At 38.0% G+C, this 20,533-nt stretch carries 17 protein-coding genes; 7 read left to right on the plus strand and 10 right to left on the minus strand.

Going from position 1 to position 20,533, the window contains the following annotated elements; genetic code table 11:
• Nucleotides 1-220: 220 nt before the first annotated feature.
• From uvrA to BLR60_RS17690, 4 genes are all read right to left on the minus strand, one after another.
• Nucleotides 221-3,136: an excinuclease ABC subunit UvrA gene (uvrA, locus tag BLR60_RS17675; RefSeq protein WP_090502218.1), complete on the minus strand. Its 2,916-nt coding sequence runs from the start codon at nucleotides 3,134-3,136 to the stop codon at nucleotides 221-223.
• A gap of 112 nt (nucleotides 3,137-3,248) precedes the next feature.
• Nucleotides 3,249-4,208, minus strand: a complete 960-nt coding sequence (locus BLR60_RS17680) for a hypothetical protein (protein WP_090502221.1) — start codon at nucleotides 4,206-4,208, stop codon at nucleotides 3,249-3,251.
• A gap of 270 nt (nucleotides 4,209-4,478) precedes the next feature.
• Nucleotides 4,479-5,579: a ferredoxin--NADP reductase gene (locus BLR60_RS17685; RefSeq protein WP_317039661.1), complete on the minus strand. Its 1,101-nt coding sequence runs from the start codon at nucleotides 5,577-5,579 to the stop codon at nucleotides 4,479-4,481.
• A gap of 435 nt (nucleotides 5,580-6,014) precedes the next feature.
• Entirely contained in the window at nucleotides 6,015-6,797 is a 783-nt protein-coding gene (locus BLR60_RS17690; RefSeq protein WP_090502223.1) for a lytic transglycosylase domain-containing protein, read from the minus strand.
• Between the two features lie 262 nt (nucleotides 6,798-7,059).
• Between BLR60_RS17690 and BLR60_RS17695 the strand changes: the two genes are divergently transcribed.
• The 4 genes from BLR60_RS17695 to BLR60_RS17710 all read left to right on the plus strand — a co-directional run bounded on the left by BLR60_RS17695 (nucleotide 7,060) and on the right by BLR60_RS17710 (nucleotide 11,281).
• Complete coding sequence (locus BLR60_RS17695) at nucleotides 7,060-8,628, plus strand: pseudouridine synthase (protein ID WP_090502225.1); 1,569 nt, start codon at nucleotides 7,060-7,062, stop codon at nucleotides 8,626-8,628.
• Between the two features lie 283 nt (nucleotides 8,629-8,911).
• Nucleotides 8,912-10,021, plus strand: a complete 1,110-nt coding sequence (locus tag BLR60_RS17700; RefSeq protein ID WP_090502227.1) for a lactonase family protein — start codon at nucleotides 8,912-8,914, stop codon at nucleotides 10,019-10,021.
• 14 nt (nucleotides 10,022-10,035) lie between these two features.
• Nucleotides 10,036-10,530, plus strand: a complete 495-nt coding sequence (locus BLR60_RS17705) for an SRPBCC family protein (RefSeq protein ID WP_090502229.1) — start codon at nucleotides 10,036-10,038, stop codon at nucleotides 10,528-10,530.
• Between the two features lies 1 nt (nucleotide 10,531).
• Nucleotides 10,532-11,281, plus strand: coding sequence for a phytanoyl-CoA dioxygenase family protein (locus BLR60_RS17710; RefSeq protein WP_244155693.1), 750 nt, complete (start codon nucleotides 10,532-10,534; stop codon nucleotides 11,279-11,281).
• A gap of 143 nt (nucleotides 11,282-11,424) precedes the next feature.
• Here BLR60_RS17710 and BLR60_RS17715 read toward each other — a convergent pair whose 3' ends face one another.
• The 4 genes from BLR60_RS17715 to tilS form a co-directional block, all read right to left on the minus strand.
• Nucleotides 11,425-11,871, minus strand: a complete 447-nt coding sequence (locus tag BLR60_RS17715) for a KTSC domain-containing protein (protein ID WP_090502232.1) — start codon at nucleotides 11,869-11,871, stop codon at nucleotides 11,425-11,427.
• A gap of 262 nt (nucleotides 11,872-12,133) precedes the next feature.
• Nucleotides 12,134-13,276, minus strand: a complete 1,143-nt coding sequence (bshA, locus tag BLR60_RS17720; protein ID WP_090502234.1) for an N-acetyl-alpha-D-glucosaminyl L-malate synthase BshA — start codon at nucleotides 13,274-13,276, stop codon at nucleotides 12,134-12,136.
• A 324-nt stretch (nucleotides 13,277-13,600) separates the two neighbouring features.
• Nucleotides 13,601-14,089: a hypothetical protein gene (locus BLR60_RS17725; RefSeq protein ID WP_090502236.1), complete on the minus strand. Its 489-nt coding sequence runs from the start codon at nucleotides 14,087-14,089 to the stop codon at nucleotides 13,601-13,603.
• Nucleotides 14,090-15,421: a tRNA lysidine(34) synthetase TilS gene (gene tilS, locus BLR60_RS17730; protein ID WP_090502238.1), complete on the minus strand. Its 1,332-nt coding sequence runs from the start codon at nucleotides 15,419-15,421 to the stop codon at nucleotides 14,090-14,092.
• 65 nt (nucleotides 15,422-15,486) lie between these two features.
• Here tilS and BLR60_RS17735 point away from each other — a divergent pair, with 65 nt between their 5' ends.
• On the plus strand, nucleotides 15,487-17,889 hold the full coding sequence (locus BLR60_RS17735) for an OstA-like protein (RefSeq protein ID WP_090502240.1): 2,403 nt from the start codon (nucleotides 15,487-15,489) through the stop codon (nucleotides 17,887-17,889).
• A 36-nt stretch (nucleotides 17,890-17,925) separates the two neighbouring features.
• The gene (locus BLR60_RS17740; protein WP_090502242.1) at nucleotides 17,926-18,147 is read left to right on the plus strand and encodes a hypothetical protein; all 222 of its coding nucleotides are present in this window, start codon (nucleotides 17,926-17,928) and stop codon (nucleotides 18,145-18,147) included.
• A 301-nt stretch (nucleotides 18,148-18,448) separates the two neighbouring features.
• Here BLR60_RS17740 and BLR60_RS17745 read toward each other — a convergent pair whose 3' ends face one another.
• Both BLR60_RS17745 and BLR60_RS17750 read right to left on the minus strand, forming a co-directional pair.
• The gene (locus tag BLR60_RS17745; RefSeq protein ID WP_090502244.1) at nucleotides 18,449-19,024 is read right to left on the minus strand and encodes a non-canonical purine NTP diphosphatase; all 576 of its coding nucleotides are present in this window, start codon (nucleotides 19,022-19,024) and stop codon (nucleotides 18,449-18,451) included.
• A 113-nt stretch (nucleotides 19,025-19,137) separates the two neighbouring features.
• Nucleotides 19,138-19,791 (minus strand): hypothetical protein, encoded by a 654-nt coding sequence (locus BLR60_RS17750; protein WP_090502246.1) that lies wholly within the window; start codon nucleotides 19,789-19,791, stop codon nucleotides 19,138-19,140.
• Between the two features lie 104 nt (nucleotides 19,792-19,895).
• Here BLR60_RS17750 and BLR60_RS17755 point away from each other — a divergent pair, with 104 nt between their 5' ends.
• Nucleotides 19,896-20,483, plus strand: coding sequence for a hypothetical protein (locus tag BLR60_RS17755; RefSeq protein WP_244155694.1), 588 nt, complete (start codon nucleotides 19,896-19,898; stop codon nucleotides 20,481-20,483).
• The last annotated feature ends 50 nt before the right edge of the window (nucleotides 20,484-20,533 follow it).

The raw sequence follows: 20,533 nt of genomic DNA on the forward strand, positions 1-20,533 counted from the left end.
TGGATTAGGAGTTAATTAAGTGTATTTTCAAAGTTAATTTTAGGTTGAATATGTCATGCTGAACCTGTCTAAACACTTTACCACAGATTTTAAGCAGTTCCTTCGACAGACTACCATTAACAGATTCCATTAAACTAACTATCATTCCGGTACAGTTACGAATCTTAAAGCGCTTGCATTAAGATTCCCAATCAAGCTGGGAATGACGATGCCCGGCAGACTATTTTTTTCCGGCCTTACTTTTCTTTGGTGCTTTGACTGTAGACTCCAGACTTCGGACCGCGGACTCCGGACTATACTCCATTTCCTTTTTCAAAAATTTACCTGTCAAGCTAATTGGATTCTGGATTAAACCTTCGGGTGTACCTTCGAATAAAATTCTCCCGCCGCCAGCACCACCTTCTTCTCCTAAATCAATTACCCAATCGGCAACTTTAACCACATCTAAATTATGTTCGATCACCAAAATGGTATTTCCTTTATCAACCAGCTCTTGCAATACACCTAAAAGCACGTTAATATCTTCAAAATGAAGCCCGGTTGTAGGCTCATCTAAAATATAGAAAGTTTTTCCGGTATCTTTTTTAGAAAGCTCTGTGGCCAGTTTTACACGCTGCGCCTCCCCTCCTGATAAAGTAACTGATGATTGCCCCAAAGTAATATAACCTAAACCAACATCTTTTAAGGTTTTAATCTTTCTATAAATGATCGGAATATTTTCGAAAAAAGTACAGGCATCTTCGATACTCATATCCAACACATCACTGATCGATTTTCCGCGGAAACGCACCTCTAAAGTTTCCCTGTTGTATCTTCTTCCCCCACACTCTTCACACGGTACCTGCACATCTGGTAAAAAGTTCATTTCGATAACTTTTAAACCAGCTCCCTGACAAGTTTCGCAACGGCCACCTTTAACATTAAAAGAAAAACGGCCAGGTTTGTAACCACGGATTTTTGCTTCAGGCAACTGCACAAACAGATTTCTGATATCGGAGAAAACGCCTGTATAGGTAGAAGGATTTGAACGTGGTGTTCTGCCAATTGGTGCCTGATCAATCTCGATTACCTTATCAATTTCTTTTAAGCCGTTAATTTTTTCGTAAGGTAAAGGCGTTTTTTTAGCCCTGAAGAAATGATGGTTTAGAATCGGGTATAATGTTTCGGTAATTAAACTCGATTTACCACTGCCTGAAACGCCGGTTACGGCAATAAATTTACCCAAAGGAAAATCTACGGAAACCTCTTTTAAGTTATGTCCCGTAGCCTTTATTAACGATAATTTATGCCCATTACCTTTTCTACGCACTTTTGGCGTTTCAATGCTCCTTTTACCGTTCAGATAATCGGCAGTTAAGGTATTCGATTTCAATATCTGTGCTGCTGTTCCTTCTGCAACTACGGTTCCGCCATGAATACCTGCTCCCGGACCTACATCAATTACCCAATCGGCTTCCAGGATCATGTCTTTATCATGTTCTACCACCAAAACGGTATTTCCTAAATCACGGAGATTTTTCAAGGCATTAATTAATCGTTCATTATCGCGCTGGTGCAAACCGATACTTGGCTCATCAAGAATGTACATGACGTTCATCAGCTGCGAACCGATCTGCGTAGCCAAACGGATACGTTGTGCCTCACCACCCGAAAGTGTACGGGCAGTACGATCTAAAGTTAAATAGGTTAAACCTACATCAGTTAAAAAACCGATTCTGGCTTTAATCTCTTTTAAAATTTCTTTGGCAATAATATTCTGACGGTCAGATAAACGTTCATCAACCTTTTCGAACCATTGATGAAGGTTGTTGATGTCCATTGATGACAACTCGAAAATGTTTTTGCCATCAACTTTAAAATGCAAACTTTCTTTTTTCAAACGTGCTCCATGGCACTCCGGACAGGTTTTCAGTTTCCTGAACTCGTCCATATCGTCTGATGCAGATTCACTTCTTTTTTCGTTCTGCTCTTCGAGCATCTTAATTATACCATCAAAAGTGATGTTATAATTCTGAACGTTCCATTTATTGTATTCTACCTCAACCTTGATCAGGTCAGGTGAACCGTTTAAAATGATACTGATGACTTCATCACTTAATTTTTCAATCGGTGTAGAGAGTGAGAAGCTGTATTTTTTGGCCAAAGCTTTTAACACCTGAAACATCCAAATGTCTCTGTATTCGCCCAATGGCGCTAAACCACCATTTAAAATACTCAGTTTCGGATTTGGGATAACCGAATCTTTATCGACTACAAAAATATAACCTAAACCATCGCAACGTTCGCAGGCACCATAAGGTGAATTGAACGAAAAACTATTGGGCTGAGGTTCATCATAAGAAATACCCGTGGTTGGGCACATCAAAAACTTACTAAAATGCGCTACATTATTATCTTTATCGCTGATTTTAATTACTCCCTTACCCATTTTCATCGCAATTTGCAAGGAATCGAGCAGGCGTTTTTTATCTTTTACGTCAATAATCAGGCGATCGATCACCACTTCAATATCATGGATTTTATAACGGTCTACCTGCATTTTAGCGGTGATGTCTTTAATCTCCCCATCTACCCTCACTTTTACATAACCCTGTTTACGGATCTGCTCAAAAAGTTCGCGGTAATGCCCTTTTCTACCTTTAACAACCGGCGCCAGAATATTTACGGCCAAACCATCAAATTTATTAAAGATATTCTGAAGAATCTGATCTTCGCTCATGCGCTCCATTTTCTCGCCGGTATTGTAAGAGTAGGCATCAGCCACGCGCGCATAAAGCAAACGCATGAAATCGTAAATCTCGGTAATGGTCCCCACCGTGGAGCGTGGATTTTTACTGGTGGTTTTCTGCTCAATCGCGATAACCGGGCTTAAACCCGAAACTTTATCTACATCAGGGCGCTCCATACCGCCCATAAACTGACGGCTGTAAGCACTGAATGTTTCCATATAGCGGCGCTGACCTTCGGCGTAAATGGTATCAAAAGCCAAGGAAGATTTACCGCTGCCACTTAAACCAGTGATGACCACCAACTGGTTGCGCGGAAAACTAACGTCTATATTCTTTAAATTATGTACCCTCGCACCATATACTTCTACATCTTTTTGCTCACCGAGGTCGATAGATTTATTGCTCATATTTTACTTAAAGTTGGGACTAAAACCAGGCCTTAAAAAAGACCAGATTTCAATCCGCAAAAATGCTAAAAATTTTATCAAAAAGAAAGTCAAAACCAACCTTGATTAAGGATTAATTGTCATAATGTCGGCTTCTATTTCTAAGAAAACCAGAGGATAAGCCAAAGCGCACATAACCATAATGATCCTGAAAATAGATATTGTAATTATCTTCGCCATAATAGCCTACCGCAGCCATTAAAAATACATTGTTCATAAACGGAAAACTGTAATTAAAGTTGATTTCGGCATTTAACCGCTTCTGTAGGTTAGCAAAATTCTTCGATGGAATTTTGTTTACCGCATAAGATAATTCTGTGTTTAAACGCCAGGTTTCTTTTTCAGTTTTTACTTTTTGTTTATGCTTCGCATTTTTTTCGATCTCCTCATACCGGCGCCAGGAGAAATCATATAACACGCGTGTAAATCCAAAACCTTCATCCAATGCAGGTTCATACCTAAAGAATTTATACCATTGCAAACCGAGCCGATGATTGAAAGAGTAATAATTTCCATCTACACCAACTGTGGTCAAGTCTCCAAAACGGTAAGAAAGCGTTAAATAATTCGCATTAAAATTTCCTGTTCGGGTGTTAATTGTTCCATCGGGATTAAATGCGCTCTGATCCTGACCATTTGAATGATGTGTAAAGGCCAGTTCAGCATATCTATAATGTCCGGGATCAGGATTTAACCTCGCATAAAGTACTCCGCCCAAACGGTAACTCGGCGTCCGTACCGCAGCAGAAAATTCGTTCCGCACACGGACTGTAAAATCAGGGATAATGGCAAAGGCAACAGGCGATTTATAACTACCTAAAAGCATATAAGTGGTAGTAAGCCGTCCGTTAATGACATATTTGGAAGGTGCGCCCAGTTCGCCTCCCGGTGCGGTATAAGCTAAATCAGCATTTTCTTTGTACAGATGAATGTATTCTTTATTCGCAAACTCTCTTTTTACCGCTATTGAATCTTGTGCAAAGGATTGTAACGAGATGAAGCAGGTAATAAGCGTAAAAAAAGTTTTTGTCATACTTCATAAACGTTGATAATGAACTAACGGTTTTGTGTTTTTAGAGAAAATAACGATCTGCTAATTAATGATTCAAAAACTTAAAAATCACAAAGGTTAAAGATCAACCGTTAGTTTCCACCCCCCTGGAGCATTACGTTATATTTCAATAATTAGGCACAGCCAAAAGATCTCTGGGCTCCGTTACTCTTCGTTCGAGATAAACGATACAATAATGAACCTGTGAACTAAAGAATAAATGACTAATAAACGAATGACCGATGAACTAGCCTACCACGCTATTGTCGTTCCATTTTCAGTTGGGTGGCCTGTACAAACCAGCACCCGCCCTCTTTCCAATTCATCATCGGTAAGCACTTCGTTATAATCCATCCTTACCCCGCCTTTGGTACAATTGGCTACGCAGGTGCTGCATACTCCTCCACGACAACTATAAGGAAGTTTAATTTTATTTTCGAGTGCTACATCTAAAATCCGCTTTGGCCAGGGCACTTCAAGGTTATATGATTCTCCTTTGAAGTTTAAAATAACTGAATACGTATTTTTATCCACTACTTTTTCAGAGCTGTCATCTTCATCAACTTCATCCTCCGGTAATACGAAAGTTTCTCTTTTGATCTGTTTGATATCGAATCCCATGCCTAATAAGGTAATCCGGCACAAATCCATATAAATTATTGGTCCGCAGCTATAAAACAGCGCATTATCCGGATGAAAATGTAAATGCTCTTTAATCAGTTTTTCGATATAAAACTTATTCAACCTGGCCGTCATTAGGTTTTTGCTGTTACTAAAAATCCAAACAATTTTCAACCTGTCAGGATACTTCTGCTGCCAATCGATCAGTTCATCATAAAACAAAGTTTCCTCTTTCGATCTATTACTGTAGATCAGTGTAATCAACGATTTTTGCTCACGCACCAATGCTGTTTTCAAAATAGAGAATAATGGCGTAATGCCAACACCTGCAGCAAAAAGAAATAGATCGCGTTCCAGATGTTCATCCGGCATGTAACTAAACAAGCCCTGCGGTTCTTGCGCGAAAAGAATATCATTTACTGATGTTTTGTGATGCAGAAACCTGGAGATTTCTCCATTTTCCACCCTTTTTACCGTAATCGCCAAAGGCTCATCCACATCAGGAGAACTATTAAAAGAATATGACCTCCTTACCTCTCTATGTTTCCCCTGGAAAACCAACGACAAAAACTGTCCCGCTAAATATGCCGGATATTCATCTACCTCTTCCAATTGAAAAGTAATATTATCGCCGGGTTGCTTGATGATTTTATTGATCCGCAGTTTGAACATATGCAAAGAAAGCGTTTTGAAAGTAAAGTGAAAAGCGGTTGGTGTAAATTCAATGATCATTTGTTGGTTAATTGATTAGCCGATTAAACCGGTCAATCGAACACCATCGAATCCGCTGTACACAAAAGATCGTCATCCTGAACTCATCTCGGGATTTATCTATTAGGCATTCTTCCATCTGAGATATCGATTTCTCCCGATTAAAGAGATCCTGAAATAAATTCAGGATGACGTAACGAAAGATCTTCTGCATTATCCGTATATCCGCAGCTCAAAGGTTTATCGGTTCAATTGTCATTTTGTTTATGGGTGAGCACAATGCCCGAAATTTATATACGCTAAACTGAAAATTGATAACTGAAAACTATTGATTGGTTAGCACGTTGCAAACGAATCGGTGTAATCTCATAATCTGTGCAATCACCCTCAAAAAAAAAACGTCCCGATACTGAAACCGGGACGCCTTACCAAATGCTTGTCTTTATCTTAATTATATTATCCGCCGTTATAGGCCAATAATACTCTCGGTTTTTTGTAACCGTAACGTTTCGGGTGTTCCATAATCTGTTTCATGGAAATTACTTTATAAACATAGCCACCGGTTTCGCGGTTAAGCCTCATTTTGTAGTAATTATCCTGATTTTGATTATTGATCTGCTTTCGCAAGCGCCCGTCGCCAACATTGTAAGCCGCAGCCACTAATGTCCAGCTTTCTAAACCCTTATACATCTCCCTGATGTATTTGCAGGCTGCAATAGTAGATTTGCGCAAATTATAGCGCTCATCAACATCCCCGTTCACTTTTAATCCATAATTACGGGCAGTACCCGGCATAAACTGCCAGATTCCGGCTGCACCTTTAGGCGAAGTCCCTTCAGTCATTCCAGATTCGACCAAAGCCAAATACTTAAAATCGTTCGGGATACCGTAAGCGGCAAGTATTGGCTCGATAACCGGAAACCATTTTGCTGCTTTCTGGTGCAAAAGATTAGTGTGTGTGTTCTTGTAACTGTGTGCGGCCAGAACTTTTTTCATTTTTCTTTCCACCCTTTTATCGCCCAAAGGCAGGGTTTCATCCGCGAAATTTAACTGGGCCATTAAAGAAAGAGGTTTCACAACATCTTCAACTTTTATGCTATCAGTTTTTGTTATTGTAGAGCTTAATTTTTCTTCCTTAAAAAGACTTTTTTTTGATAAGGGCATTTGGTAAGTGAACACTTTTGCCAAGATAAATAGTGTTGCCACTACCGAAAATGGTACGATGTGTTTCTTTAACATTCTCCTCCTTTTTTTGGTGAAACTTATATAAAAACGCTGGCAAAGGTAAAAAATAATAAGCACACAATCAAATAGTTACGAAAATAAGCACAAAAATCAGGCTTTAAAGCGCTTTAAACTCGGATTTTTCATTTTGATTTTCAAGCAATTTTCCCTATTTTAGAGGCTATTTTTTATCTACTTTTTCCGCTCAGATAATTGTTATGTTCATCATTTTTTCATAAATTTGCAGCCCGCATTTTTAATGCGTTAAAAGCGTATCATGATAAATAAAAACAACAGGAACAGTCGGGATGACAAGTCCAAATCAGGCAGTCGGAAAACAGAAGGCAGAAGCAGTTCGGCCGGATCTGACAGAAGAAAGTCAGACGACAAAGACAGCAAATTCAAAAAATCATCCGATTCGAAGGATGGCTTCAGACCTAGAAGCACAGACAGTAAAGACTTCAAATCAAAATCTTTCGGAGACAAAAAAGATTTCAAACCAAGATCAGGCGGACGTGACTTTAAATCAAAAGATGCAGAACCGCAGAGTTTCAAATTTGGCGATCGTGAATTTAAATCCAAAGATTCAAGCTCAGAAGATCGTGGCGCTAAATCAAGAGATTACAAGCCCAGAACTGGCGACCGTGACTTCAAATCGAGAGACGGCGGGTCGAGAGACTACAAACCAAGAACAGGAGACAGAGATTTTAAAACAAGAGATGGTGGTGCAAGAGATTATAAGCCAAGAACAGGAGAGCGCGATTTCAAATCTAAGGATGGAGATTCGAGAGATTTTAAACCGAGAATTGGCGACGGCGACTTTAAATCCAGAGAAGGCGGATCAAGAGATTACAAACCAAGAACGGGCGACCGTGATTTCAAATCGAAAGATGGTGGATCGAGAGATTTTAAACCGAGAGAAGGTGGTTACAAAGATTACAAATCAAGAGGCAAGTCTGATGATTTCAAGCCAAGTGCCGGAAGCTCAAGAGATGTAAAGCCCAGAGAGCCAAGGGAAGGTGATAGCCGTCCGTTCAGAAAACGTGAGGAGGCACAGCCAAGAGACACGGAATTTAATCGTCCAGAGCGCACGGTTATTGCCCAGGGCCGTAAAACAAACGAAGACAAAGGCCTAATTCGCCTAAACAGATATATTTCAAATGCAGGCATCTGCTCCCGTCGTAAAGCCGACGAACTGATCATTGCCGGCATTATTACCGTGAACGGCGAAGCCATTACTGAACTGGGACACAAAGTAGACCCCGCAAAGGATTTGGTTCGCTATAATGGAGAATTATTAAAACGCGAGAAAAAAGTTTACGTTTTATTGAACAAACCAAAAGATTATATCACGACTACCGACGATCCTCAGGAACGCCGTACGGTAATGCAATTGGTTGACAAAGCAAGTCGTGAACGTATTTATCCGGTTGGTCGCTTAGACCGCAATACCACTGGTTTGTTGTTAATGACAAATGATGGTGATTTAGCCGATAAATTGTCGCATCCTAAAAACGGTATCACTAAAATCTACAACGTAGAATTGGACAAAGCTTTATCACAAGGCGATTTAAATAAAATTGCGTTTGGTTTAGAACTTGAAGATGGCTTGATTAAACCTGATAATATTTCTTACGTTGCAGGTGGAACCAAAAAAGAAATCGGTATTCAGATCCATAGTGGCAAAAACAGGATTGTTCGCCGTATTTTTGAACACTTAGGTTATAATGTAGAAAAATTAGACCGCGTTGTTTATGGCAATTTAACCAAGAAAGACTTACCTCGCGGAAGATGGCGTTATCTTGAAGAACATGAATTGATACAGATTAAACATTTAATTAAATAAGATATAAAGGCAGCCAATTGGCTGCCTTTTTTGTTGTTGTTATTTTTTTACCACAAAGCACACAGAAAAAAGCACAACTTTAATAGAGTGCCCATCATCCTCGTTGTTAACGAGAATGATGGAGAAAGACAATTGTATCGTCCAGCAATGAACATGCATTAAAAATGCAACTCTCACTCGTCCTCGTTAAAAAGGAGGACGATAACGAAGAAACATCTTCCGTGTTTTCTGCGCCTCCGTGACCAACTTTATTTATATTTGTTAAAATCAACACCATCGTTTCATGAAAAAATTTAGTTCATTGCTTACACTCACCATACTATCTACCTTAACATTTGCCCAGAAAAGCAATTACAACCTAATTGTCGGCACCTACACCGCACCCGGAAAAAGCGAAGGGATTTATATTTATAATTTTAATGCTAAAACAGCTGCCACATCCATAAAAAGCATTACAAAAAACACAGCCAACCCTAGCTATGTAGCCATTTCTCCAGATCATCAATTTATTTATGCTGTTAACGAAACCGGGGCAACCAGTACGGTTAGCGCATTTAAATATGATGCAACGACAGGAAACTTAACTTTTCTGAACAAGGTTGATAGTCATGGTGCTGATCCATGTTATCTTACCGTTGATGCCAAAAATGTAATTGTAGCTAATTATAGCGGTGGCAGTTTAGCGGTATTTTCACGGAAAGCAGATGGGTCTTTAACAGAAGCTTTGCAGATCATTAAACATACCGGGAAAAGCATTGATCCGAAAGGCAGACAGGAAAGTGCACATGTACACATGGTTAAATTTACACCAGATCATAAATATTTAATTGTTAACGATCTGGGCGAAGACCAAACTTATATTTACCATTATAACCCAACTGCAAAAGAAAAAATATTGACCATAAAATCAGTGCTAAAAACCAATGCAGGCACTGGTCCAAGGCACATTACTTTTAGTCCGAATGGTAAATTTGCTTATTTAGCGCACGAATTTAACGGTAACATTACTACTTTTACTTATGCAAACGGAACGCTAACCAAAATTCAGGAAATTGGTACGACCCCAACAGATTTTAAAGCAAAAATTGATGGTGCAGATATCCACGTTTCTGCTGACGGTAAATTCCTTTACGAAACCAACCGCGGAGATGCCAACAGTATTTCTACCTTTTCTATACTGCCGTCCGGAAAATTAAAATTTATTGAAACCATAAGTACATTGGGTAAAGGACCACGGAATTTCACCATCGATCCGACTGGAAAGTTCCTATTGATCGGTCATCAGTACACCAATAACATTGTTATTTTTAACCGAAATAAAACCACCGGCAAATTAACTGATAGCGGTAAAAGAATTGACGTTGGCGCCCCGGTATGCCTGGTTTTTGATTAACGCCAATTTTATCCATGGAAAACTTCGATTGGACAAGGTTTACGATCAGGATTGCCATTAAGGCTGAACTTGCGGATATATACAACGCCTGGACAAAGGCCAGCGAAATTGAAAAATGGTTCTTAAATGACGCCTCATTCACGGATGAAAATGAGATCTTATTAGATAAAAATCAGCATGCACTTAAAGGCGATCGTTACCAATGGACATGGCACTTATATCATGATATCGAAACTGGAAAAGTAACTGAAGCAAATGGCCTGGATTACTTTCAATTTACCTTTGCCGGAGATTGTTTAGTTGACATTAAACTCTACAAAGAATTTGAGTATACCATGGTAGAACTCACCCAAAAGAACATTCCTGAAGACGACAATTCCAAGAAAAATATCCGTCTAGGCTGTCATAACGGATGGAGTTTTTACCTGATCAATTTAAAATCAGTTTACGAAGGCGGCCTGGACTTAAGGAATAAGGATAACCGCTTTAAACCCATGTTGAATAATTGATATGATGAATTTAGCTCCTAAAGCAAAAGAAATCCGGGAATCAGGTTTTGCCGTGGTTGATAATGTATTTACAAATGAGCAAGTTGAAAATATCTTGGCGGCTATTAACCGCGTGGATTCTACAAAAGAAACCTTTAAGAAATCTGAAGATCTTTTCGCGATACGCCAGTTTTTAAAAGAAATTCCAGAAACAACTGATCTTATTTTTAATTATAAACTTAAAAACATTATAAATGAGGTTTTTGGTGAAGACTATTTCCTTGTCAAATCGATATATTTCGACAAACCAGAAACCTCAAACTGGTTTGTGTCCTACCATCAGGATTTAACTGTCTCTGTTGATCAAAAGATCGAAGTAGCAGGCTTTGGTCCTTATACAAAGAAACATAATCAGTTTGCCGTCCAGGCCCCACTTCATATTCTTGACAACAATTTTACCATCCGTATCCACCTTGATGACACCAATGAGTTAAATGGTGCACTAAAAGTAATCCCCAATTCTCATAGTAAAGGGATTTACCGCCCTGAAAAAATTGATTGGAGCATCGAAAAAGAAGTAAGCTGCAATGTAATGCGGGGCGGCATCATGATGATGAAACCATTGCTCCTTCATAGCTCAAATAGAACAAGCAACCATCAAAAAAGAAGGGTAATTCATTTAGAATTTAGCAATCAGATACTACCTAAAGAACTAAATTGGTCAGAACATCTTGATTTATTTACAACGGTAGATAGCATAAAGGATACTTAAAAAAGCTCAGTATGACGAAATTTACAAGCAATCGTCCCCCTGAACTTATTTCAGGGTCTTTAAGGCAAATCACTCATCAGCTATCGTAAGCAACAAAAAAGGCCCCAATTTACATCGGAGCCTTCTAATAATTATATTATGTACTATGCGGGTTCTGCAACCCTGGCCACATTACGATATGGAAATTCATTAAAAATATGTCTGCGGGCAAAACGGCCTGGAGAATCAGCGTTAACCAATTTCACATAGATTGCTTTTGGCACATCGAAATATTCGTAAACGCTTCCATCAAAAAACTGGATATTTAAAACCTGTTGTTTGTATTCGAAATCCTGAATATTCGACAATGTAGTGGTTTGCGTATACGTTTCGATATTTTGTTCGCGTGTTTCAGGCGCAATACTTACCAGAAAATGATAAGCTTCGATAATTTCTTTACTTCTTGCTTCTGCATCCAACTTCTCTTCTTCCTGCTGAAATTTATCAGGGTGACAATCTTTCATCAATGTACGGTACACAGATTTAAGCTCTTTTAATTCAGCATTTTTATCTACGCTCAAAAGCTTTCTGTAATCAACAATTTTCTTCATTTGGGTAACCTCTTTTTATTTTTGTCGAAATGATTTGGGAATTTTAACTACCAAACCGTTTCGAGCTGCAAAGATACGATTTATAATCATTTGATTTTGAGAAAGTTTACATTTGTTGATTATTGCTAATACGAATGATCAACTAAAGAATTTTCTATACTATAATCATTGTTTTTTGACCAAAGATGTTCACAGATAAATATGGATTTATCTGTGAACATCCTTTTAACTGTGGCTAAAATATAAGGAAAGGCTTATTTAATTAATATTTAGCTTGCAAAGAGTTTTCAATCACTTCTTTATAATAGTTAACATAAACCGGCAGAATCTTTTTTAAATCGAAATCCTGTGCCCTTTTAAATGCATTTTCTTTAAAACGGTTCAGTGTTTCGTCGTCTTTTAAAATTTCAATGGCATGCGCAGCCATTGCATCTACATCACCAACATTACTCATGTAGCCGCAAAAGCCATCCACATTAAGTTCTGGCAAACCACCGGCATTCGTGGTAATTGCCGGCACTTTACAAGCCATTGCTTCTAATGCTGCCAAACCAAAACTTTCAGATTCTGAAGGCATTAAGAAAAGATCTGAAACCGATAAAATTTCTTCAACCGCATCTTGTTTACCCAAAAACCTCACATTTTCACCAATATTCAATGATCTGCACAACTGCTCATCATAAGCGCGTTCCGGTCCATCCCCTACCATTAAAAGTTTTGAAGGAATAACGGCCTGTACTTTTTCGAAAATCCTGATCACATCAGCCGTACGTTTCACTTTTCTGAAATTGCTGGTGTGGATTAAAATACGCTCATTATTTGGCGCAATCGCTTTTTTAAAGTGACCTTTTGCCTGTAAACTAAAGCGCGAAAAATCTATAAAATTCGGTATAACCTTAATTTCCTTTGTTATCTCGAAATGGTTATAGGTATCTTCTTTCAAATCTTCCGACACGGTAGTTACACCATCGCTTTGATTAATAGAAAAAGTAACCACAGGTTTATATGTTGGATCTTTACCTACTAAAGTAATATCAGTACCGTGCAAAGTAGTAACCACCGGGATGTGAAGGCCATAGCTTGCTAAAATTTGCTTCGCCATAAAAGCAGCAGAGGCATGTGGAATGGCATAATGAACGTGTAATACATCCAATTGCTCAAACCGAACAACATCTACCAATTTGCTGGCCAGCGCCGATTCGTATGGAGCGTAGTCGAAAAGCGGATAATCCCTCACCGATACCTCATGATAAAACAGATTGGAAGAAAAGAAATCAAGCCTGGCGGGCTGACTGTAAGTAATAAAGTGGACCTGGTGCCCCTCGCTAGCCAGCGCTTTACCTAGTTCTGTTGCAACCACTCCACTACCGCCAAAAGTGGGGTAGCAAACAATTCCTATCTTCATCGTAAATGTATTGTTGTTAGCGCAAATGTAGCCGATTTTAATCTATAATGCGTGTCGGTTTATTGCAATAAAAGCAATAACACGCTATGGTCACTTTTATCTCGCAAGAATAACGATTTAGGTAGTTGTTAGGTTATTGACCAATTCAAACTTGAAACATTTTTTATTCCGGGAGCACAAGGTCATTTCCGCTCTTTAATTTGGTTCCTGCTTTATGCTATGGGCCTTCGTACCTCAGGGTCGCTCCTCCATCCGATAGTTAACCGGATCATGGCTAAACACTAAAAAAGTAATAGGGGATGAAAATAGACAATAAAAATGGAATTATTTAAGATTGCGCATTTCTTCTTTTATCACCAGGAAAAGTTCATTCGGCCTTTGGGTACCAATAAAATATTCCAGGCCATCCCGATCGGTTAGTACAACTGCATCCTTACCTGATGAATAAAAACGAATGGTACCTTTTGTATGCAGGTTATAAACCGGATTGTTAAAAAAATAACGGCTGTAGGTAGCCTTACGCACATCAACAATACTTTTAAGATCAATCTTAACGCGTTTGGTCGTCCAAAGGCCATCTAATATAACACTACCATTATCTACCACGATTTTGTACTGGATGAGGAAAAGCAAAAGCATCGAAACACCGATGATCCCAAAACCTACCACCAGGAATAAATCTTGTGTATTGTCACGATCGCGCTCGTAAACATAGGCACCAAAACAGAAAGCAGCCATAATGAGCCTAATGAAAATGCGCACATAATCACGTCCGATGTATTGTTTTTCGATATAGGCGTACTTGCTTTCCACTTATTTAATTTTGAGTCCGAATATAGCAACTTTTTTTGTTGCTGTAGTTAATTTATATCGGTTATCCTGCCGCATACCAGCAATCCAGATAATTTCACCATTTCCGTTAACCAAAATCGGCGTGGTGCTTTTCAAATGTAGGGGAACTTTCGCATCGATAAAATAATCACTTACCTTTTTAAGGTTACGCATGCCCAACGGAATAAATTTATCTCCATTTTGCCAGTTCCGCAGTACTAACGGAAAAATTAATTTATCAGCATTAACAAAGGCTTTATTCAAATTCTTTTCGAATTTCACCTCCCCGGTAAACATTAAAGAAACTTCTACATTGCCAAAAACAATGTTTTCTGTTGCTGGATGGATGAACTGATTAGCTGTAACCGTTGTGTTCTTTTCAACAATCACCAGATCATTTCTATTGATAATCGCCTGGTGGGTAGAACTGAAAAAATGCGTGCCACTTAAAGCCTTTAAACTGTCTATAATTTCATGCACGACATTTTCGCCGAAATTAAAAGGTTTAAGCAATTCGTAAAGCAATAGTTTTTGTGGGTTTAACCTGGAAATCTCCGCTAAGGAAATATAAACACCATCACTTCTTTGAATAAGAATTTCGTGAGCAAGTTTTTGCACCTCAATATCTAAAAAAGCTTCTAATTCAGCGAAGCGCGCTATATTTTCAGCAAATGTTTTTTCGAGATTAGGGTTGATTTCCTGCAGATGCGGCACCACCTGTAACCTGATTTTATTCCTGGTATATTTTGTACTTACATTCGAGCTATCTTCTACAAAATCTATGTTATTAACCCTTACTATTTCATCAATCTCCTGGCGGTTTAAAAAAAGTAAAGGCCTGATCAGAAAATCACGTTTAGGTAAAATACCATGCAATCCACTTATGCCTGTACCACGGGTAAGGTTAATAAGTACCGTTTCTACTGCATCATTCTGCTGTTGCGCCAGGGCTATGTAATCATATGCCTCTCTATACCTGATTTCTTCAAACCAGTGATAACGAAGCTCGCGCGCGGCCATCTGGGTGGAAATTTTATTTTCGGCTGCATATTTTTTGGTATCAAAATGCGTTACATAAAAAGGTAATTCAAAATTTTTGGCCAATAATGCAACAAAACTTTCATCGCGTTGTGCTTCATCGGCACGCAAATTAAAATTACAATGTGCCACACCAACATTAACACCTATCGCTTTAAACAGATGCAGCATTAATACCGAATCTTTTCCCCCACTTACCGCCAAAAGAATGCGATTACCCTGAACAAATAATTTTTGCTGTTCAATAAAATCCTGAAATTGGCTTAGGGGTAACATCCACCAAAAATATTTAATTTTAACTGGTATTCCGAACGTTCGGAACAAAAAACTAACTTTGTAGTGTGCAAAAACTATTTGTCTTTTTATTCCTTTTAATCAGTCCGGCATTTTTATTCGGCCAGCAACCTGCTTCGAAGATTAAAATTGTTTCGTTTTCTAAAATAACCGGGGATGTTAAAAATAAGATCAGCTATTTACGGAATCCGGTTTTCCAACAGGACAATGCTACCTTAACTTGCGATAGCGCTATTTTTTATAGCGAAAGAAACTATTTCGAGGCTTACAAAAGCGTTCATATCCATCAGGAAACTACAGATATCTATTCCGATCAGCTACAATATGATGGGAATAAAAAACAAGCACATTTAACCGGAAATGTAAGAATGGTTGACCCTACTTCGGTTTTAACCACTAATATCCTCGATTACAATACACTCACTAAAATCGGAACTTATACCAGCGGTGGTAAAATTGTAAACAAAGACGTAACGCTCACCAGTAAAAATGGTTATTATTTTAGCCAGAGAAATGTAGCGTATTTTAAGTATGATGTAGTAGTGGTTACGCCTCAATCGACCATTAAATCAGATACCATGAGTTACAATACCCAGGATAAATGGACCTATTTTTACGGCCCAACCAATATCAAGGGTAAAGATGATGACCTGTATACCGAAAATGGCCAATACAATACTTTAACAGAAGACGCTTTTTTTGGGAAGAAAAACCTCTATACACAGGGTACGCGATCTTTAAAAGGCGATAGTTTATATTATTATGGTAAACAAGGCGTTGGTAAAGCGGTTAAAAACATTGTTTTTTCTGATACGAAAGATAAAATGAAAATGTTTGGCGATTTAGGTTACTACTACAAACTGGATCAACGGACCTTGGTTACGCGAAACGCCTATCTGGGAATAGGTACTGAAGACTCGGTAATGGTGAAGAATAAAAAAAGGCCTGATAGCTTATGGATGGGCGCAGATACGCTGGAAACACAGATGGTACTGCAAAAAACCTTGAAATTAGTCCCCAAAATTTCTATCAAAGCCGATAATCAGGTTGGGGAAGATGATGAAGATGGCGGGAAGAAAGAAAAAGGTGAACCAAAATATAAACCAGAACCTGAATCAAGCCAAAAAGAAGATAAAAGTAAGCGTAACTCCAGAAATAACAAGGCTGATAAAAAGAAAAAACAAGGTGATGCTGAAACACAAGACAAACTAAACCTGGATGATAAAACTATCGATAGTTTAAAATCAAAAGTAGATTCACTTGGCAAAGGACTGCCCAAAGTTAATTTGGACAGTTTGCAAAAAAACAATATTTTAAAGGTAAAAGCCGATTCCATCATAAAAAATCTGCCTAAGCTTAAAACTGATAGCTTGAAAAAACTAGCTGACAAAACCAATTCGATTACAAAAAACGTATCGAAAACCAAAATCGATAGTTTGAAGAAAAAGATTACCGACAAAGCTTCCCCATTGGTAAAGGATATTTCGAAAGCCAATGTTGACAGCCTGCAAAAGAATATTACAAAACCTGGCAGTAAAGATAATTTGACAAAAGTTCTCGGGAATTTAAAAGCCGGTGCATTAAAAACGGATACGGCTAAATTTAATCCGGCTGATACCGTTCAAACGCGTATTATAAAGGCTTACCATGGGGTAAAGATTTTTAAAACGAATATACAGGCCAAAACCGACAGTCTGTTTTATACCAGTGCCGATTCTACCCTACGTTGCTACAGCAACCCAATCATCTGGTCGGAAGGCTCACAGCAGGTTGGCGACACTATATTTGTTCAGTTCAAGAATAAGAAACTAAATAATTTACAGGCTTTTAGGAATGCATTTTTAGTAAATACGCCAAAAGATTCTTTAAGGTTTAACCAAATAAAAGGAAGGTTGATGACAGGTTTCTTTACCAACGGGAAATTCAAAACCTTGTATGTGGATGGCAACGCCGAAAGCATTTATTATACGCAGGATGACAGCACAAAGGTGTATAAGGAAATGAACCAAACCCTAAGCAGCAGGATCAAGTTCATCTTTAAGGATAAGGAAAATGCCATTGAGGAGATTGTATATATTAAAGGAATAGAGGGGGCTTTGAATCCTGAAAATACAATTGCAAAAGATCATGTATTGAAAGGGTTTTCGTGGAAACCTACCGAACGTCCGAAATCAAAGAAAGATGCAATAGGCTCATCTGGTAAAGCAAAACCGAAAGCAAAAGCGAAAACAGTTGTGCCCAAAACTGGGACTGGTGCAAAAGCAGCAGCAAGCAAACCATCAACGACGACACCCGCTGTTAAACCCAAAATTACCTTAGGGAAAGATAGTTTAAAAGATGATAAGAAATTGCCTCAAACAAAACCAGCAGACACGTCCAACTTTGGTATTAAACCCATCTTGCCGAAAAAAGACTCGGCTCAGGTGAAAAAAGCAGTTGGTAAGATGTAGTTTTTGCTATTCGCTAAATAATGGTTAAATTTATTTATGGATTTACAATCAGAAAAACTAAATGTACTTCAACAGATCATTAATTCCAATGATGAAAGTCTAATAAGGGATATTAAATCGCTAATTACTGCAAGAGACCTTGACTGGTTTGATGAATTAAACAGTAACCAGCAAAGCGACATTATAGAAGGTATAAATCAACTTGATCGTGGAGAAAGTTTTAGTCACGAAGAGGCTAAAAAAAGATTTAGTGTATAATGGATATTATTTGGTCTAAAAAGGCTGGTGAAACTTTCCAAAAAAACATTGATTATCTAAAAGAAAACTGGACAAAACAGAGGTGAAAAAATTCGTAACCAGAGTTTTTAGTTATCTTGAAACGCTGTCTGAAGAACCACTAATATCAAGAAAAACTTATAAAACAAAAAATACTCATATCGGCATCATCATACCATATATATCAGTTGTGTATCGAATCAAACCAAAGAGCAACACTTTAGAGATCGTGACTTTTATAGATAATCGACAAAGTGATAAAAAGAAAAAAAGATTTTTATAATTAAATCTCTTTTAAAAAAGCCACCATCTTGTTTAATGCAATAGCCCTGTGGCTAATTTTATTCTTCTCTGCGAGATCCATTTCAGCAAACGTTAGCTCATAACCATCTGGTTGGAAGACAGGATCATAACCAAAACCCTTAGAACCTGATAACGCTGTTCTGATGGTCCCTTCTATTACCCCTTCAAAAATATGGTTTTGACCATTCTGCATTAAGGAGATTACTGTTTTAAACCTTGCTTTTCTATTGGGATTTCCCTCAAGCTTGCCCAAAACCATTTGAATATTTTCCAAGCTATCCCTGCTGCCAGAATATCGGGCTGAGTAAACGCCAGGTTCATTATTTAAAGCTTCAACCTCTAAACCGCTATCATCAGCAAAACAATCCAAATTAAAATGTTTAACCACATAACTGCTCTTTAAAGTTGCATTGCCTTCAAAAGTATTAGCAGTTTCAGGAATATCAACAAAACAGCCAATGTCTTCCAGATTTAACACTTCATATTTTCCTGCAAGTGCAGCACGTATTTCTTCGGTTTTATGTTGGTTATTGGTCGCAAATACAAGTTTCTTCATTAAAAAAAGTTGAAAGGTTAAAAAATTGGAATATGAAAAGATTAAGGCTTCTATATAAATTCTGTGCGATCAAATCTTGATACCTGATACTAACTACTTTATACTACGCAAAGCTATTTAATTTTCTGAAGATGCCCCCACAGTGTTTTTTTAGCATTTAAATCGCTATCCAGATGATGGAGATTTGGAGCAAAGATAATTCTGGTGGTTTCATGAAAGATGATTTCATTCTGCCAGGTAAGGTTCAATCTCAGGTCGGCAAATTCCACCCCAAAAGATAACATAATGGCAGGTTTGAAAAACCGGTGCAATTCCAAGAAATCTGTCCCTTTATAATTTGAATAATTCAGAAGGGCAAAATCGGGCGTACCCAAATCTACAGCTTTAACAATTTTCCGCAACAGTTCTCTACCCTGTTCGGTACTTACATCATGCTCACTATCATTGACCAAAATGAGTACTGATTTTTTATTTCCACCCAAAAATTTAAATGTTTTTTCAGGTGCAGATTCGGCCGCAATATGCGGAATTTCAGGGCCTTGCGGATAGATTTTAGTGGAATTTGTAGGATTAATCTCAGGAATTTGCGCTGTTTCTGGCTTTAAAACAGGTTCTTCAGCTACTTTAACAGAAACATTTTCGGCATTAAAAACTGGCTCAGCATTACGTAAAGGCAGAATTTCTACGTTTTCATCCTTTACCAGGAAAACCTCTTCAGTAAAAAATAAACGTAAAGCATTCGCATTGTTGGTAACCTGGTTTTCCATTCGTATTTTTGTTGGATAATAATTTCTGTTAAAATTAGTTAAATATCTTATAATAGCCCTGCTAATTGTTACTTTTATCCCTTAAAATTTATAGAGTGCTCTGCGTGAAGAAAGCTTACTCCCTATTCGTTTTCAGCTTTATTTATAGCATTTCGTTTGCACAAAACGTTGCTGTGGTAAACGGAAAATCAATAAGTGCTAAAGAATTTATGTGGGCTTACAAAAAAAGCCATAACGGAAATGTCAGTGTGCCGTATGATACTTTACAAGCCTATTTAAACTTGTACATAAATTTTAAGCTTAAGGTGTTAGATGCCCGCGAAATGGGATTGGATAAAGACGCAGATTACCAGGAAGAAATTAAAACTTATGAAAATGCATTGGCCACACATAAAAAAGTTGGGGTGAGTAGCAAAGACCAGGATTTCTTATTGAATGAATACCGGGAAGGTGTTTTAATGTTCAATGTTTCGGAACAAAAAATCTGGAATAAGGCACAAGAAGATGAGCAGGCGATAAATGAATTTTACACTAAAAACCAACAAAATTACAATAAACCGCTAAACGAAGTGCTGGGAGCGGTAATTGCTGATTATCAACAGCGTTTAGAAGAAAAATGGCTAAAAAGCCTGAAACAAAAATATCAGATTAAAATTAATGAAAGCGAGCTGAAGAAGCTTGCTAAGTTATAACCAACCTGATTTTTTTGACGATTAGTATTAAATTTGAAAAATATAACAAA

It is taken from the genome of Pedobacter terrae (genome assembly GCF_900100705.1).
Lineage (GTDB): Bacteria > Bacteroidota > Bacteroidia > Sphingobacteriales > Sphingobacteriaceae > Pedobacter > Pedobacter terrae.

Coding starts and splice junctions, on each gene's coding strand:
- uvrA (WP_090502218.1), bottom strand. CDS start 3,136: ATGAGCAATAAATCTATCGACCTCGGTGAGCAAAAAGATGTAGAAGTA.
- BLR60_RS17680 (WP_090502221.1), bottom strand. CDS start 4,208: ATGACAAAAACTTTTTTTACGCTTATTACCTGCTTCATCTCGTTACAA.
- BLR60_RS17685 (WP_317039661.1), bottom strand. CDS start 5,579: ATGATCATTGAATTTACACCAACCGCTTTTCACTTTACTTTCAAAACG.
- BLR60_RS17690 (WP_090502223.1), bottom strand. CDS start 6,797: ATGTTAAAGAAACACATCGTACCATTTTCGGTAGTGGCAACACTATTT.
- BLR60_RS17695 (WP_090502225.1), top strand. CDS start 7,060: ATGATAAATAAAAACAACAGGAACAGTCGGGATGACAAGTCCAAATCA.
- BLR60_RS17700 (WP_090502227.1), top strand. CDS start 8,912: ATGAAAAAATTTAGTTCATTGCTTACACTCACCATACTATCTACCTTA.
- BLR60_RS17705 (WP_090502229.1), top strand. CDS start 10,036: ATGGAAAACTTCGATTGGACAAGGTTTACGATCAGGATTGCCATTAAG.
- BLR60_RS17710 (WP_244155693.1), top strand. CDS start 10,532: ATGATGAATTTAGCTCCTAAAGCAAAAGAAATCCGGGAATCAGGTTTT.
- BLR60_RS17715 (WP_090502232.1), bottom strand. CDS start 11,871: ATGAAGAAAATTGTTGATTACAGAAAGCTTTTGAGCGTAGATAAAAAT.
- bshA (WP_090502234.1), bottom strand. CDS start 13,276: ATGAAGATAGGAATTGTTTGCTACCCCACTTTTGGCGGTAGTGGAGTG.
- tilS (WP_090502238.1), bottom strand. CDS start 15,421: ATGTTACCCCTAAGCCAATTTCAGGATTTTATTGAACAGCAAAAATTA.
- BLR60_RS17740 (WP_090502242.1), top strand. CDS start 17,926: ATGGATTTACAATCAGAAAAACTAAATGTACTTCAACAGATCATTAAT.
- BLR60_RS17745 (WP_090502244.1), bottom strand. CDS start 19,024: ATGAAGAAACTTGTATTTGCGACCAATAACCAACATAAAACCGAAGAA.
- BLR60_RS17750 (WP_090502246.1), bottom strand. CDS start 19,791: ATGGAAAACCAGGTTACCAACAATGCGAATGCTTTACGTTTATTTTTT.